This window comes from Clostridium sp. ATCC BAA-442 (genome assembly GCF_964239415.1).
GTDB lineage: Bacteria > Bacillota > Clostridia > Oscillospirales > Oscillospiraceae > Flavonifractor > Flavonifractor plautii.
Map to the genome: position 1 here is coordinate 74,809 of NZ_CAXSQB010000007.1, position 14,024 is coordinate 88,832.

The following is a 14,024-nucleotide window of genomic DNA, read 5'->3' on the forward strand; positions in this document are numbered from 1 at the left end:
CCGCTGGGCGCCCCCGGCTTGGGAGCTGGGTTACAGGGTGAGGGCGCGGTGGAGAATGACGGCCATCTCCGCCCGGTTCAGGGTTCCGGTGGGGTTGAGCTTGCCCTGCTCGTTGCCCTGGATCACGCCGGCCTGGGCCATGGCGGCCATGGCCGTGCGGGCGTAGTCCGCCACGGAGGCCCCATCCGGAAAGCGGCTCAGGTAGCTGTCATAGGCGTTGGGCACAGACCGGTTGACGGCCTGCATGGCCCGCAGGAGGAACACCATGGCGTCCTGCCGGGTGACGGGGTCGTTGGGGCGGAAGCTCCCGTCCGCCTCGGCGGTGGCGATGCCCAGAGCCTTGGCATGGGCCAGGGCCTCGGCGTAGTAGCTGCCGGCGGCCACGTCAGTAAAGTTGCCCGCGGCGGCGGTGCTGCTGAAGCCAAAGGTGCGGTAGAGCATCAGGATATAGTCGCCGCGGGTGAGGGTGGAGGCGGGGCTGAAGGTGGCGCCGTCGCCCGTACCGGTGGTAATGCCGTAGGCGGCCAGGAATTCCACGGAGGCTCCCGCCCAACTGTTATAGCTGCCCATGTCGCTGAAGCGGGAGGAGGCGGAGGGCGTGACCATCACCTGAACGGTGCCGGTATACTCGATGCCGTCGGCATCGGTACCCACATAGGGGATGGTTACAACGCCGCTGTAACCCGCCTTGGGCAGGAAGGTGACCTCGCCCAGCAGGTAGACGCCGCCCACGGAGTAGTCCACGGTGGAAACCACCTCGCCGCGGTACTGGGTGGGAGTGTGGAAGTTGTAGTAGAGCTGCCCGCCGGTGGTGTCGGGGGCGGGGAACCGGACGGAGGTCAGGGCCTTGCCGCCCCGGGCCGCGCAGGCGGCGGTAAAGTCGGCGGCGTTGAAGTCCACGGCCAGGCCGGTGGAGGTGTAGGTGATGATGGTGGGCTCACTCAGCGTCACATAGGTCAGCTTGACCTCGCCGTAGAAGGACTTGCCGTTGGTGGCCTCCCCCTCAAAGGGGATGCGCACGGAGCTGCCGGTGCCGCTGCCGGGGACAAAGGAAACCTGGTCCAGCCGGGGAGAGGAGGCGCGGTAATAACGGCCGGAGCCCACCTCAGACTCGCCGGACTCGCCGTGCTGGTAGTACAGATAGCCGCCGCGGCCGGAGTCGTAGTCAAAGATCACATAGTTCAGATTGGCGCCGGTCTCCTTCACGCAGGCCTCGTTGAACGCGTCCGTCTGGAAGTTGACGGTGGAACCGTTGCCGGCCTGGAGCTCCACGGTAATGTCGGCGCCCCCGGCATCGCCCACCCGAATGACCAGCTCGCCGGCGAACTTGTCGCCGTCGTCCGCCCTGCCCTCAAAGGGGATGGTGACCGCCCCTTCAAAATTGCGCTTGGGTACGAAGGTCAGGTCGTCGATCTCGTCGTGGCGGATTTCCTCGTCCTCGTCAATCTCCTCCTGATCCCGCTTGTCATAGTCCCGGTAGAGGGTGCCCTCCCGGGAGGAGGGCAGATCGGTGAACCAGACCCGTCCCACCTCGGTGCCGCTGGTCTCGTCGTAGACGAACTCGTCGAAGTCGTCATAGTCGAAGTCCACCGTGTCGTTGACGTCCACATCGTACGTCACGTCGCCCCTGGCGGCGCTGCTGCTCCGGCCGCCGCCCACCTCGATGACCAGGTCGCCGTAGAACTTATCCCGGGCGTCCGACCGGCCCTCGAAGGACAGGGTAACCGTCCCCTCATAATTCCGCTTGGGCACAAAGGTCAGGTCGTCGATCTCGTCCCGGTCGAACTCCTCGTCCTTCTCTACTTCGCGTTCACTGGAGTAGCCATAGTCGTAGTAGAGGGTGCCCTTGCTGGAGGAGGGCAGGTCGGTGAAGAAGATGTAATCGACCTCGGTGCCGTCCGACTCGTCGTAGGCATAGTCGTCAAAATCGTCCACGTCCAGATCCACGGCGTCGTTGACATCCACCTCATAGGTCACTTCGCCGTCAGAGGATGAACGCCCTGTGCCATTGACCTCAATATAAAGTGTACCAGAAAAATTCTCACCCTGGTCGGACTCACCGCTAAAACCGATCGTTACGGAACCATCGTAGTCCTCATCTGGCACAAAGGCGAGATCATCTAGGTCTCTGCGGGTAAAGCTCTCTCGCTTTTCGACCTCATATTCGTCTCGGCCGTCATAGTCAAAATATAGCACACCCTTACTGGACGAGGGTAAGCTTGTAAACCAGAGCTCATCCACCTCGGTACCCTGTGACGTTTCGTCATACACAAATTTATCGAAGTCCTCCTTTTCCAAGTAGAGAACCTCATCCGCATCCACCTCGTATTCTACATTTCGGCTCGCCGCCATGGCCCCGGGTACCAGGCTCGTTAAAAGGGCCAGACTCATACCCGCGGACAGCAGCCGGGCAAGCCCTCTATGGGTTCGCTTCATGTTCATTCTCTCCTTCCAATGCAGGTTTTTTCTTGGTTATATATTCCATTATCCAACATTACAGACGAAATGTCCAGAGCAAGGTTCCCGGTTTTCATTAAAAAAATCTTAAAGTTTGATCAGAACAGCCGGGAGGGAGCCCGCAGGCTCCACTCCCGGCTGCCGCCGTATATGAAATTGCGCTTATGTCTGCCTTACTCGGCGGGGCGGACCAGCACCTCGTCGGTCTCACCCAGCAGGATGGACTTCTCGCTGGGGCGCAGTTCGCCGGTGTTCTCGTCGCGGCCCTGGAGGACAAAGCGGGCGTCAGGATCGCCGATGGACTGGGCGGCCTCGTTGGAGCCCTGCCAGATGGGGTCGCTGCCGGGCTTGCGGTAACGGTTGAAGATGACGCCCAGCTCGGTGTCGCCGCTCTCCATCCAGTCGGTCATCATGTTCCAGTCGCCGGAGCTGTCGCCGAAGACCATCAGGGGGCCGGCGTTGTCATACTGGGGCGCGATGAAGTTGGTGATAATGGTGCTCTTGCCCTCACCCTGGGTCTGGGCGTACTTGCCCTCGCCGCCCCAGTCGTAGTTATACTCGTTGATGTAGCGGCCGTCCTCGCCCAGCTTGTTGCGCATGGCGTAGACGTGGTCCTCGGGCAGGTTGTAGCCCATGGTCTCATTGGCGGCCAGCACGGTGTCGATGGGGGAGGCGGAAACGATATACACGTCGATGCCGTTGGTCTGGAGGGTGGCATACAGGTCCTTCAGCTCGTCGGTGAAGGTCAGGCCGGTGATAAAGTCAATCGAGACAATGCCGGTCTTGCCGGGCAGCTCCACGGGAGAGGTCCAGGTTTCCTCGGCATAGCGGCCGTAGTCTGCCCAATACTGGTGGGAGGCGGCAGCCAGCTTCTGCACCTCGTCGGGGGTCATGCCGGTGAACAGATAGCCAACCCAGGGGTAAGAGACGGCGTGATCAAAGTAGTCGCCCAGGTTGCCGTACATGAAGCGCAGCTTGGCGGCGAAGTCCTGGTACTGGTTGGACGCGTGGATGTAGTTGAGGTCCTTGTCCCCCTCAAAGCCCTCGTAGTTGGCATAGATCCACTCGTAATCGCTGGTGATGTCGGCCACCAGGGTGGCGGGGGTGATGTTCTTGCCGTCCAGGCTGGTGCCCATGGACTTGTTCAGGTCGGGAATGCCGGTCTCCAGAACGGCCTCCATGTCGGCGGGGTCGATCTTGAATTGCAGGTTCTCAATCTGGTAGATAAGCAGGGCCTCCTGAATGTCGAAGATCACGGAGGTGTTGTCAAAGTCAAAGACCACGTACTTGCCCTGGTTGGTGTTCTCGTCAATCACGGCCTGGATGCGGGCGCGGGTAGCGGGGGCCCAGTTGCCGGTGATGAGCTGGGTGGCGTCGGGCTTGTAGTGGGAGCCGGTGTCGATGGCCGCAGTGTCGGTGGCCTTATCCCAGGTCAGGCCCACGTCCAGCGCGCTGGCGAAATCGCGCAGCTTGTAATAGTTGTTGCCGTTGTCAATATTGTATCCCTCGACAGCGGCCGCCTTACCGTCCACCGTGACCTTGGTGGAGGCGGGCACCAGAGAACTGGCTGCCAGCGCCGCGGGAATGCTCAGGCCCATGGTGAGGGCGAGCCCCAGAGCGATCAGTTTGGATGGCTTATGGGATTTCATTTCATGTTTCCTCCTCTTTTTCTTTCCTTGCGACCAGGAGTCCTCCGGCGCGGAGTCTCCAGTGGTCAGAGCCCCGACCCCGCAAGGTGTTTTGCATGATACCATGAGCATCTTCCAATTGCAACCATGCTCACATTATTCTGCCTTTTGCCCGATTTCAGCCACTCTATTTTGTTTAGATTGTATATATTTATCCTCTTATTTGTCATTATTTTTAGTGAGCATGCTCTACAAATGCGGTAAACTCCAATTATTTACCTCCCTTTTACAGCACCATGGTGGCAGTTGGGCTCTGATCCGGCCTACAATGGACGGGAACCGTACCTCCCGCCCCCGCAGAAAGGAGAACCCCCATGCTTCCCTGTCAGAGCCAATGTCCCTCCTACCACAGCGGCTGCCACAAGAGCTGCGCCTGCTGGAAGGCCTTTCAGGAGCGCCAGCGCCTCCAGCGCCAGGCAAAAAAGAAGTATCTGAAGTTCTACGGCGCGCTGTGCGCCCAATCCCTCCGCCAGCTCACTGCCGGACAGTCCCGCCGTCCGGCGTGGTGACTGCATGCCCGCGCTCTCCTGTCACGGCGGCGGCAAAGGCCCCTCTCCGCCGGACGGGGGGGTGGGGCCTTCTCTGCCTTGCTTTACTTGCGGCGCTTGCCGGTGTAGATGCACATGAGCATACAGAACACGGCGCCCCAAGCCCAGAATCTATGCTGTTTCATTGCCAGGCTCCTTTCCCTGGGCCCCGCGCCCGCCGGGCGCGGGCAGATAGGGCCGCATGCTGGCGGCGCTGATGGCCATGGTAGAGGCATTGTGCAGCAGGGCCGTGGTGGTCGGCGGCAGTATGCCGAAAATCCCCAGCGCCAGCAGGCTGGTGTTGATGGTCAAAATCGACCTGTAGTTGCGGTTAATGCGCTCCAGCATCCGCTGGGAGAGGCGGCGCAGGGCGGCCAGCTCCCGCAGATCGGAGGAGAGGAGGGTAATATCCGCCACCTCCCGGGCCAGGTCGGAGGCATCCCTCATGGCCACGGATACATCCGCGGCGGCCAGGGCGGGGGAGTCGTTGACCCCGTCGCCCGCCATGATGAGCCTGCTGCCGCCCTCCTTGTAGCCCTCGATCAGGGAGGCCTTGTCGGCTGGGAGCACCTGGGCGCGGAACGTGTCGATGCCCAGCCGCTTACACACCGCCCGGGCGGCGGTCTCCTGGTCGCCGGTGAGCATGATCACCCGGCGCACCCCCAGCGCCCGCAGGGCGGCGATGGCCTCAGCGGCCTCGGGGCGGGGCGGATCGCTGATCAACAGCACGCCGGCCAGCCTGCCGCCGATGGCCAGATAGAGCACCGAACGGCCGCGGGCGGCCGCGGCGATCCGCCTAGCCTGTTCGTCGGTACAGGCAACGCCCTCGTCCTCGAAGATGAAGTGGCGGCTGCCGATGAGGGCCCGCTCCCCCTCCAGGGTGGTGGCCACGCCGTGGGCCACCACATACTCCACCTCGGCGTGGCGCTCCTCGTGGTTGAGGCCCCGCTCCTCGGCGGCGCGGGTGACGGCCCGGGCCATGCTGTGGGGGAAGTGCTCCTCGATGCAGGCCGCGCACCGCAGCAGCTCGTCCTCCCCCCGGCCGGTGAAGTCCAGAACCTCCTCCACCCGGGGGCAGGCGGCGGTGAGGGTGCCGGTTTTGTCGAATACGATGGTATCCGCCTCGGCAAAGGCCTCCAGGTATTTGCCGCCCTTGACCATAATACGGCGGGCGGAGGCCTCCCGCATGGCGGAGATGATGGAGATGGGGGTGGACAGCTTGATGGCGCAGGAGTAGTCCACCATCAGTACGGACAGAGCCCGGGTCACATTCCGGGTCAGCAGGCCCACCGCCAGGGCCCCGGCAAAGCTGAAGGGCACGATGGCGTCGGCCAGCCGCTCGGCCCGGCTCTGGGCTCCGGCCTTCAGCGCCTCGGAATTCTCGATAAGGCCCACGATCTGCTGAATCCGGCTCTCGCCGGCCAGGGCCGCGGCCTGGATGACCAGACTGCCCTCCTCCAGCACGGTGCCGGCGTAGACGGTGGAGCCCTGGCGCTTGTGGATGGGGAGGGGCTCGCCGGTCATGGACGCCTCATTCACCATGGCGTCGCCGTCTGTGACAGTGCCGTCCACCGGGATCAGGGCGCCGGAGCGCACCCGGATACGCTCCCCCAGAGCCAGGCGGCCCATGGGGATGGACTCCTCGGAGCCGTCCTCCGCCACCCGCCACACGGTGTCCACGTGGATGGCCAGGCTCTGGGTCAGGGTGGTCTGGGTGCGCTTGCGGGTGTAGTCCTCCAGCAGGGCGGACAGGCCCAGCAGGAACATGACCGAGCCAGCGGTGGACCACTCCCGCCGGGCGATGGCTCCGGCGATGGAGGCCGCATCCAGCACGGCCACGTCCAGCCGCCCCCCGCCCAGGCTTCTCAGGCCCTCCCGCCAGTAGCCCGCCGCGTTCCACAGAGTCACGGCGCAGCGGACAGGGAAGGGAAGAAACCACTTTTTCAGGAAATGGCGGGCGGCCATGGAAAGGAGCCGGCCCAGAAACTGGCTGTCCACCTGGCGGAGCTGGTCATCGTCGGCGGCGGTCCCCACCGGCAGGGCGTCCCGCCGGAGCCCCCGGAGTACTGCCAGGGCCTCCGCCCGGCCCTCCCCCTCGTAGCACACCAGCACGCTGCCATTGAGCGCACAGGTGACGGCCTCCCGCACGCCCGGACGGGCCAGGAGCAGGGCGGCAATGCCGTAGCCCTGCTCCTGGGTAAACGCATCCGGGCCGAAGCGCACCCGAAGGCGACCGGGCTCGTCGTATGCGATGCGATATCTCATGGCTGCGTTACGCCTCTTCGGCGGTCTCCTGGGCCGCCTTCTGCTTGGCCTCCGCACACAGATCCTGAGCGTCCTCCTTCATGTTCTGGAGGGTCACCCTGGCGTCCTGCTGGAGCTTCATGCCCTTGGCCATGCCGGCCACGCAGAGCTCACGGGTCTTGGGGGACTTGGCAACCTTGGCTCCCACCAGGGCGGCGGCCACGCCGCCGGCAAAGCAGAGGATCTTCGGATTCTGATACCACTTCATGATTGGAAAACTTCCTTTCTCTGTCTGTCTGGAACATGGATGGGCTCAAAACAGTGGCGGGGCAGCTCGGAGACTGCCGCGCAGGCGGCCTTCCACGCCTCCTCATAGGACAGCTCCATCCGGTTTTGCAGCGTCTCGGCCAGTTTGTCCGTCTGGCTGGCCAGCACCCGGGCCCACCGGCAGCCGTCGTCGGTCAGGTGTACCTTGCCGTACCGCTCCTTGGTCACCAGGCGCTTGTCTGTCAGAATGGACATCATGCTGGTGACGGAGGCGCGGGACACGTCCAGGGTCTGGGCGATATCCTTGGAGGACACCTCCAGCCGGGCCTGCGAGAGGTGGTAGATGGTCAAAAGATAGCGTACGTTGGTATTGGTCAGCTCCATTTCTTACTCCTTGCTAAGGGGTGCCAGCCGCGCCCCGGCGTGTCGGCGGTTGCTTCTCAGGGTGGCACAGCCCGGACGAGGCGCAGTGGCCGCACCCTCCGCCGCAGGAGCCCCCGCAGGAGCAGGAGCTCTTGCCATGGCGGCGGTTGTAAATGCCCTTTCCCACAATGGCCGCAAACACGGCCAGAATGATCAGGCCAATGATAATTGTTGGTGCATTCATAGGCGCTCCTTACTTGGCCGCGGCGGCGACGGCGGAAATGGAGAGGGTGTTCTCGTCGTACTTGTTTCTGCGGACAAGGAGGTAGACCAGGCCGACGAGGGCGGCAGCGGCGGCGATGGTGCCGATGCCGAAGGAGACCTCGCCGGTGATAAGCCCGCCGAGCTGGTAGACGATGAGGGAGACCACATAGGCAAAGCCGCACATATAGCCGATGGCGCCCAGGGTCCACCTGGCGTTGTTCATTTCCCGCTTGATGGCGCCCATAGCCGCAAAGCAGGGGGCGCACAGCAGGTTGAAGATCATAAAGCTGTAAGCGCTCAGGGCGGTGAAGTGGGTGCCCACGGCGGCCAACAGGCCGGGGTCCTCCTCCGTCAGATCGGCGCCCAGACCGAAGAGCACGCCGAAGGTGGACACCACGTTCTCCTTGGCGATGAGGCCGGTAACGGTGGCCACGGTGGCCTGCCAGGTGCCGAAGCCCAGGGGTGCAAAGAGAAAGGCCACCGCGCCGCCGATGGAGGCCAGCAGGGAGGTGTTGTTGTCCTCCACCATGCCGAAGCCCGCCTCGGTAAAGCCGAAGCCCTGGAGGAACCAGAGGATGATGGAGGAGGCCAGGATGATGGTGCCGGCCCGCTTGATGAAGGACCAGCCGCGCTCCCAAGTGGCCCGCAGGACGTTGCCCACAGAGGGCACGTGGTAGGCGGGCAGCTCCATAACGAAGGGGGCGGGGTCGCCTGCAAACGCCTTGGTCTTTTTCAGGATGATGCCGGAAAAGATGATGGCCGCCACGCCGATGAAGTAGGCGGACACCGCCACCAGGCCGCTGCCGCCGAACAGGGCGCCGGCGAACAGGCCGATGATGGGCATCTTGGCCCCGCAGGGCACGAAGCAGGTGGTCATGACCGTCATCCGGCGGTCGCGCTCGTTCTCAATGGTACGGGAGGCCATGACGCCGGGCACGCCGCAGCCGGAGCCGATGAGCATGGGGATAAAGCTCTTGCCGCTCAGGCCGAACTTGCGGAAGATACGGTCCATGATGAACGCCACGCGGGCCATGTAGCCCACATCCTCCAGGATGGACAGCATCAGGAACAGCACCAGCATCTGGGGCACGAAGCCCAGCACCGCGCCCACGCCGGCAATGATGCCGTCCACAATCAGCCCCTGCAGCCAGGGGGCGGTGCCGATGCCCTCCAGCCAGCCGCTTACCGCCGGCGGCACAATCTCGCCGAACAGCACGTCGTTGGTCCAACCGGTCACCCAGTCGCCCACCGTGCCGATGGCCACATAGTACACCGCAAACATGACCACCGCGAAAATCGGCAGGGCCAGAATCCGGTTGGTCACAATCCGGTCAATCTTGTCAGAGGTGGTCAGGCTGTGGGCCGCCGCCTTCTTCTTCACGGCCTTGTTCACAACCCCGTTGATGTACGCGTACCGCTGGTTGGTGATGATGCTCTCCGCGTCGTCGTCCAGCTCCTTCTCGCAGTCGGCGATGTGGGCCTCCAGGTGGGCCTTCAGCTCCCCCGTCAGCTTCAGCTGGGCCATCACCTTGTCGTCCCGCTCAAACACCTTGATGGCGTACCAACGCAGGTAGCGGTCGTCCACCAGCCCCGCGATGGACTCCTCGATGTGGGCGATGGCGTGCTCCACGCTGCCCGTGAACACGTGGGGCAGCTCACCCGCCCGGTGGGACTTGGCCAGCGCCACGGCCTTCTCCGCCGCGGCCATGCCGCCCTCGCCCTTCAGCGCGCTCATGCTCACCACCTCGCACCCCAGGGCCTCCCCCAGCCTGCCGAGGTCGATCTTGTCCCCGTTCTTCCGCACCAGGTCGATCATGTTGACCGCAACCACCACCGGAATCCCCAGCTCGATGAGCTGCGTCGTCAGGTACAGGTTGCGCTCGATGTTCGTGCCGTCCACGATGTTCAGAATCGCGTCCGGCTTCTCACCCACCAGATAGCTCCGCGCCACCACTTCCTCCAGCGTGTACGGAGACAGCGAGTAGATGCCGGGCAGGTCCTGAATGACCACCTCCTTGTGGCCCTTCAGCTTGCCTTCCTTTTTCTCCACTGTTACGCCGGGCCAGTTGCCCACGTACTGGTTTGAACCGGTCAGGGCGTTAAACAGCGTCGTCTTGCCGCAGTTCGGGTTCCCCGCCAGCGCGATCTTAAGCTCCATAATCTCTCAGTCCCTTCCTTTTCCGTGAGTTTGATATAACTAATTCACAGATGCAGTACCGCTCCGCTGTGCCGCCTTTGGCGGCGCGGCCGTATCCGGGGAAGCGCTCCCCCTAGGCGATTTCGATCATCTCCGCATCGGCCTTGCGCACGCTCAGCTCATAGCCGCGCACGTTCAGCTCCATGGGGTCGCCCAGAGGGGCGACCTTGCGCACGTGCAGCGCCACGCCCTTGGTGATCCCCATGTCCATGATCCGGCGCTTGACCGCCCCCTCACCGTGGAGCTTGACCACCGTGACAGTGTCTCCTACCTTTGCATCCCGCAGTGTCTTCATGTTCTGTCTCCTCTCCTCAGATCATAACCCGGTTGGCCATAGTCCTGTCCAGAGCAATGCGGCTGTCCTTGACCTGCACAATCAAGTTGCCGCCCAGCTCGCTGACCACCGTAACCGTTCCGTCCACCACAAATCCAAGCTCGGCCAGGTGCTGGCGGATCTCATCCTTCCCGGTAATCTTCCGAATGGTCACCGTCTCGCCCTGCTTTGCCAGCGTCAGAGGCATCATCGTGCCTTCTCTCCCTTACAGGTTAACTTCTGCTAACCAATTTTCTTTTATCAGGCGGTTAGCTAATGCTAACCGCCTAGAACAAATTGAGTTTACACCCGCTAACTCAATTTGTCAATAGTCTTCTGCATATTTTTCCCTCTGCACAAAATTGCCCCGGTGCGCAGAGCCGCACCGGGGCAATTTTTCGGTTCTATCCCGCGAAAAAGCGCAGCACCACCGCCGCCAGCAGCACAACCACCGCGCCAGTGGCCGCCAGATCCACGGTCAGCGCCAGCGTGCGCCGCCGCCGGACCGGCCGGGGCCGGCCGGGCACCTCCTCCCGCGGGGCATACTCCTCCGGGTGGGCGGCCTGCCGGTAGGCGGTGAAATCCACCACCTTCCCGCCCGCAGGCATCACCGGGCGGCGGGGCCGGGGGACAAAGGCATAGCAGACCGTCTCCTGCCCGCCGCTGGCCCTGCGGCCCGCGGCTTCTCCGCAGACAGTGAGTCGTTTGGCATCCAGACTGTAATAGATGGTCTCCATGTCGTTCCCTCCTGCATCGGTTTTCCAGTTGACAGACCGATTTTACTCCATGTTCTGTCCCATAGACCGGACCGGGCCGGCCCGGGCCCGCGCTCCGTCTGTATAGACGGGCTGGGTCGAAAAAATTCAATGGGTTAGATAGAACTTTCGTTCGATTTTAGTATACAACATTTGTTCGATTTTTGCAAGCCCCATTTATGTACGGCAGCACAAAAAACGGGACAGCCCGCCAGGGCCGTCCCGTTTTGGGGAGGTTGTGCTATACAGATACCGATTTCTGTGCAAGATATAACTGTGCGTATTCTCCGCCCTTGGCCATAAGCTCCTCATGGGTCCCCTCCTCCTGAATGCCGTTGCCGTCAATGACGAGAATACGGCTGGCAGAGCGGATGGTGGACAGGCGGTGGGCGATGATGAGGGTGGTGCGGCCCTTTGCCAGCTCGTCAAAGGCGGACTGGATGCGGGCCTCGGTGACCGAGTCCAGGGCGGAGGTGGCCTCGTCCAGAATAAGGACGGGCGGATTTTTCAGGAAAATGCGGGCAATGGACACCCGCTGCTTCTGGCCGCCGGAGAGCATGGCGCCCCGCTCGCCCACCTGGGTCTGGAAGCCGTCGGGCATGTCCAGGATGTCGTCGTAGATCTCCGCCCGCTTGGCGGCCTCCACGATCTCGGCCTCGGTGGCGTCAGGCCGGCCGTAGCGGATGTTGTCGTAGATGGTGCCGGCAAAGAGAAAGACATCCTGCTGGACGATCCCGATATTGGCCCGCAGGGAGTGCTGGGTGAGGGTGCGCACGTCCTTTCCGTCCACCAGCACCCGGCCCCCGGTGACATCGTAGAACCGGGGGATGAGCTGGCACAGGGTGGACTTGCCGCCGCCGGAGGGGCCCACCACCGCCACAGTCTCGCCGGGCCGGACGTGGAGGGTGACGTGCTCCAGCACCGGCGGATCGGAGGGCTCATACCGGAAGGTCACGTCCTCCACCCGGATGTCCCCCTTCACGTCGGTGAGCTCCTGGGCGTCCGGCTCGTCCTGGATGTCGGGCTCCACCCGCATCAGGGCCACAAACCGCTTGAAGCCCGCCATGCCCTGCATAAACTGCTCCACGAAGGCGGAGAGCTTGCGGATGGGGGTGATGAAGGTGGAGATGTAGAGGAAGAAGGTGGTCAAGTCGATGAGATCCATCCGCCCCCGCATGAGCAGGAATCCGCCGAAGGCGATGACAACCACGGACAGGATGCCCATGAAGAACTCCATACCCGACTGATAGAAGGCCATGGCCCGGTAGTAGCCCCGCTTGGCCCCCCGGAACTGGTCGTTGGCCTGGTCGAATTTGGCGCTCTCCGCCGCCTCGTTGGCGAAGGCCTTGGCGGTACGCATGCCGGAGATGGAGGACTCAACCTCCCCGTTAATGCCCGCCAGCTTGGCCTTCACCTCAGTGGAGGCCCGCATCATCCGCTTGCGGCACAGGGTGGTGAACAGGATGAACAGGGGGATTACCGCAAATACGATCAGGGCCAGCTCCCACCGGATGGTGAGCATGACGCAGAAGGCCCCCAGGATGGTGATGGAGGAGATGAACAGATCCTCCGGGCCGTGGTGGGCCAGCTCGGTGATCTCAAACAGGTCGCCGGTGACCCGGCTCATGAGCTGGCCGGTGCGGTTTTTGTCATAGAAGGAAAAGGACAGATCCTGCATGTGGGAGAACAGATCCCGCCGTATGTCGGCCTCCATCCGTACCCCCAGCAGATGCCCCCAGTAGGTGATGATATAGTAAAAGCACCCCTTGAGCACGTAAGCCCCGGCCAGCACCGCCATTACCACGAAAAACGCCGTGAACATCTGTCCGGGTAGCAGCGTCTGCATGGAAAAGCGGGAGACGATGGGGAAGGCCAGGTCCACCAGGCAGATGCACAGGGCACACACCATATCCAGTGCAAACAGCTTCCAGTGGGGCCGGTAATAAGAGGCGAATATCCTCAGATATCCGTCCGTTTTCCACCTCTTTTGCTTCATTTGACGACTCCTCTCTGCAGGTCGATTGTCATATCCGGTCGAGCCGTGCGCCGCGCCGCCGGCATGGCCCTCTTATTTTAATGATATCCCGCCCCAATGTCAACCGAGCTTCCTCCTCCGCCTTGCAAAGAAGGGCTAGGCCGCTTATAATAGAACCACCAGAAATAAGGGGGAAGAACGATGGGTACACCACACAATGAGGCCGCCCAGGGGGCGTTTGCAAAGACCGTACTGATGCCCGGAGACCCACTGCGGGCCAAATTCATCGCGGAGCATTTTCTCGACGGCGCCAAACTGGTCAACAATGTCCGGGGCGTACAGGGCTATACCGGTACCTACCGGGACACGCCTGTGTCCGTCATGGCCTCAGGCATGGGCATGCCCTCCATGGGCATCTACTCTTACGAGCTGTTTCACACCTACGACGTGGACAACATCATCCGCGTGGGCAGCGTGGGCTCGATCTCTCCCCGGCTGAAGCTGCGGGATGTGGTGCTCGGCCAGGCCGCCTGCACCGACTCCAACTACCCCAGGCAGTACGGGCTGGACGGCACCTTCTCTCCCATCGCGGACTTTACGCTGCTGGAGAGCGCCGTGTCGGCGGCCCACCGCCTGGGCGTGGAGACCGCCGTGGGCAACCTGCTCAGCTCCGATGTCTTTTACCGCCGGACGGAGGATACTCTGGCCTGGGGCCGGCTGGGCGTGCTGGCCGTAGAGATGGAGAGCGCGGCCCTTTACTGCAACGCGGCGGAGGCCGGCAAGCGGGCTCTGGCCGTCTGCACCGTTTCGGACAACCTGCTGACCGGCGAGGCCCTCTCCACCACCGAGCGCCAGACCTCCTTCACCCAGATGATCACCCTCGCCCTGGAGGTGGCCGTGGACATGGCCGCCCGGCGCGCGTGAACGGGGGGGGGGGGGGGGGGGGGGGGGGGGGGGGGGGGGGGGGGGGGGGG

Annotated in this window: 13 protein-coding genes; 2 read left to right on the top strand and 11 right to left on the bottom strand. The window is 63.1% G+C overall.

The window, feature by feature from the left end:
• Positions 1–30 precede the first annotated feature (30 nt).
• Both ACESY8_RS05020 and ACESY8_RS05025 read right to left on the bottom strand, forming a co-directional pair.
• Positions 31–2,436 (bottom strand): S-layer homology domain-containing protein, encoded by a 2,406-nt coding sequence (locus ACESY8_RS05020; RefSeq protein WP_226916315.1) that lies wholly within the window; start codon positions 2,434–2,436, stop codon positions 31–33.
• 194 nt (positions 2,437–2,630) lie between these two features.
• Positions 2,631–4,106 carry an HAD family hydrolase gene (locus ACESY8_RS05025; protein WP_054338838.1) on the bottom strand — a complete coding sequence of 492 codons (1,476 nt, stop codon included), beginning with the start codon at positions 4,104–4,106 and terminating at the stop codon, positions 2,631–2,633.
• 353 nt (positions 4,107–4,459) lie between these two features.
• Between ACESY8_RS05025 and ACESY8_RS05030 the strand changes: the two genes are divergently transcribed.
• Positions 4,460–4,654, top strand: coding sequence for a hypothetical protein (locus ACESY8_RS05030; protein WP_007489896.1), 195 nt, complete (start codon positions 4,460–4,462; stop codon positions 4,652–4,654).
• A 150-nt stretch (positions 4,655–4,804) separates the two neighbouring features.
• Here ACESY8_RS05030 and ACESY8_RS05035 read toward each other — a convergent pair whose 3' ends face one another.
• From ACESY8_RS05035 to ACESY8_RS05075, 9 genes are all read right to left on the bottom strand, one after another.
• Entirely contained in the window at positions 4,805–6,937 is a 2,133-nt protein-coding gene (locus ACESY8_RS05035) for a heavy metal translocating P-type ATPase (RefSeq protein ID WP_498794653.1), read from the bottom strand.
• Between the two features lie 7 nt (positions 6,938–6,944).
• Positions 6,945–7,184, bottom strand: coding sequence for a hypothetical protein (locus ACESY8_RS05040; RefSeq protein ID WP_021630801.1), 240 nt, complete (start codon positions 7,182–7,184; stop codon positions 6,945–6,947).
• Positions 7,181–7,567, bottom strand: a complete 387-nt coding sequence (locus tag ACESY8_RS05045) for a metal-dependent transcriptional regulator (protein ID WP_007489899.1) — start codon at positions 7,565–7,567, stop codon at positions 7,181–7,183. The genes ACESY8_RS05040 and ACESY8_RS05045 overlap by 4 nt, the downstream gene beginning before the upstream one ends.
• Positions 7,568–7,580: 13 nt before the next feature.
• The gene (locus ACESY8_RS05050) at positions 7,581–7,790 is read right to left on the bottom strand and encodes a hypothetical protein (protein WP_054338837.1); all 210 of its coding nucleotides are present in this window, start codon (positions 7,788–7,790) and stop codon (positions 7,581–7,583) included.
• A 9-nt stretch (positions 7,791–7,799) separates the two neighbouring features.
• Entirely contained in the window at positions 7,800–9,968 is a 2,169-nt protein-coding gene (feoB, locus tag ACESY8_RS05055) for a ferrous iron transport protein B (RefSeq protein WP_054338836.1), read from the bottom strand.
• Positions 9,969–10,080: 112 nt separating this feature from the next.
• Positions 10,081–10,302, bottom strand: coding sequence for a FeoA family protein (locus ACESY8_RS05060; protein ID WP_007489904.1), 222 nt, complete (start codon positions 10,300–10,302; stop codon positions 10,081–10,083).
• A gap of 16 nt (positions 10,303–10,318) precedes the next feature.
• Complete coding sequence (locus ACESY8_RS05065; RefSeq protein ID WP_009257271.1) at positions 10,319–10,531, bottom strand: FeoA family protein; 213 nt, start codon at positions 10,529–10,531, stop codon at positions 10,319–10,321.
• A 193-nt stretch (positions 10,532–10,724) separates the two neighbouring features.
• On the bottom strand, positions 10,725–11,057 hold the full coding sequence (locus ACESY8_RS05070) for a hypothetical protein (RefSeq protein WP_009257270.1): 333 nt from the start codon (positions 11,055–11,057) through the stop codon (positions 10,725–10,727).
• 259 nt (positions 11,058–11,316) lie between these two features.
• Positions 11,317–13,071, bottom strand: a complete 1,755-nt coding sequence (locus ACESY8_RS05075; RefSeq protein WP_055179860.1) for an ABC transporter ATP-binding protein — start codon at positions 13,069–13,071, stop codon at positions 11,317–11,319.
• Positions 13,072–13,251: 180 nt separating this feature from the next.
• Here ACESY8_RS05075 and deoD point away from each other — a divergent pair, with 180 nt between their 5' ends.
• A complete protein-coding gene (deoD, locus tag ACESY8_RS05080; RefSeq protein WP_021630797.1) occupies positions 13,252–13,974 on the top strand; it encodes a purine-nucleoside phosphorylase in 723 nt (240 codons plus the stop codon).
• Positions 13,975–14,024 lie beyond the last annotated feature (50 nt).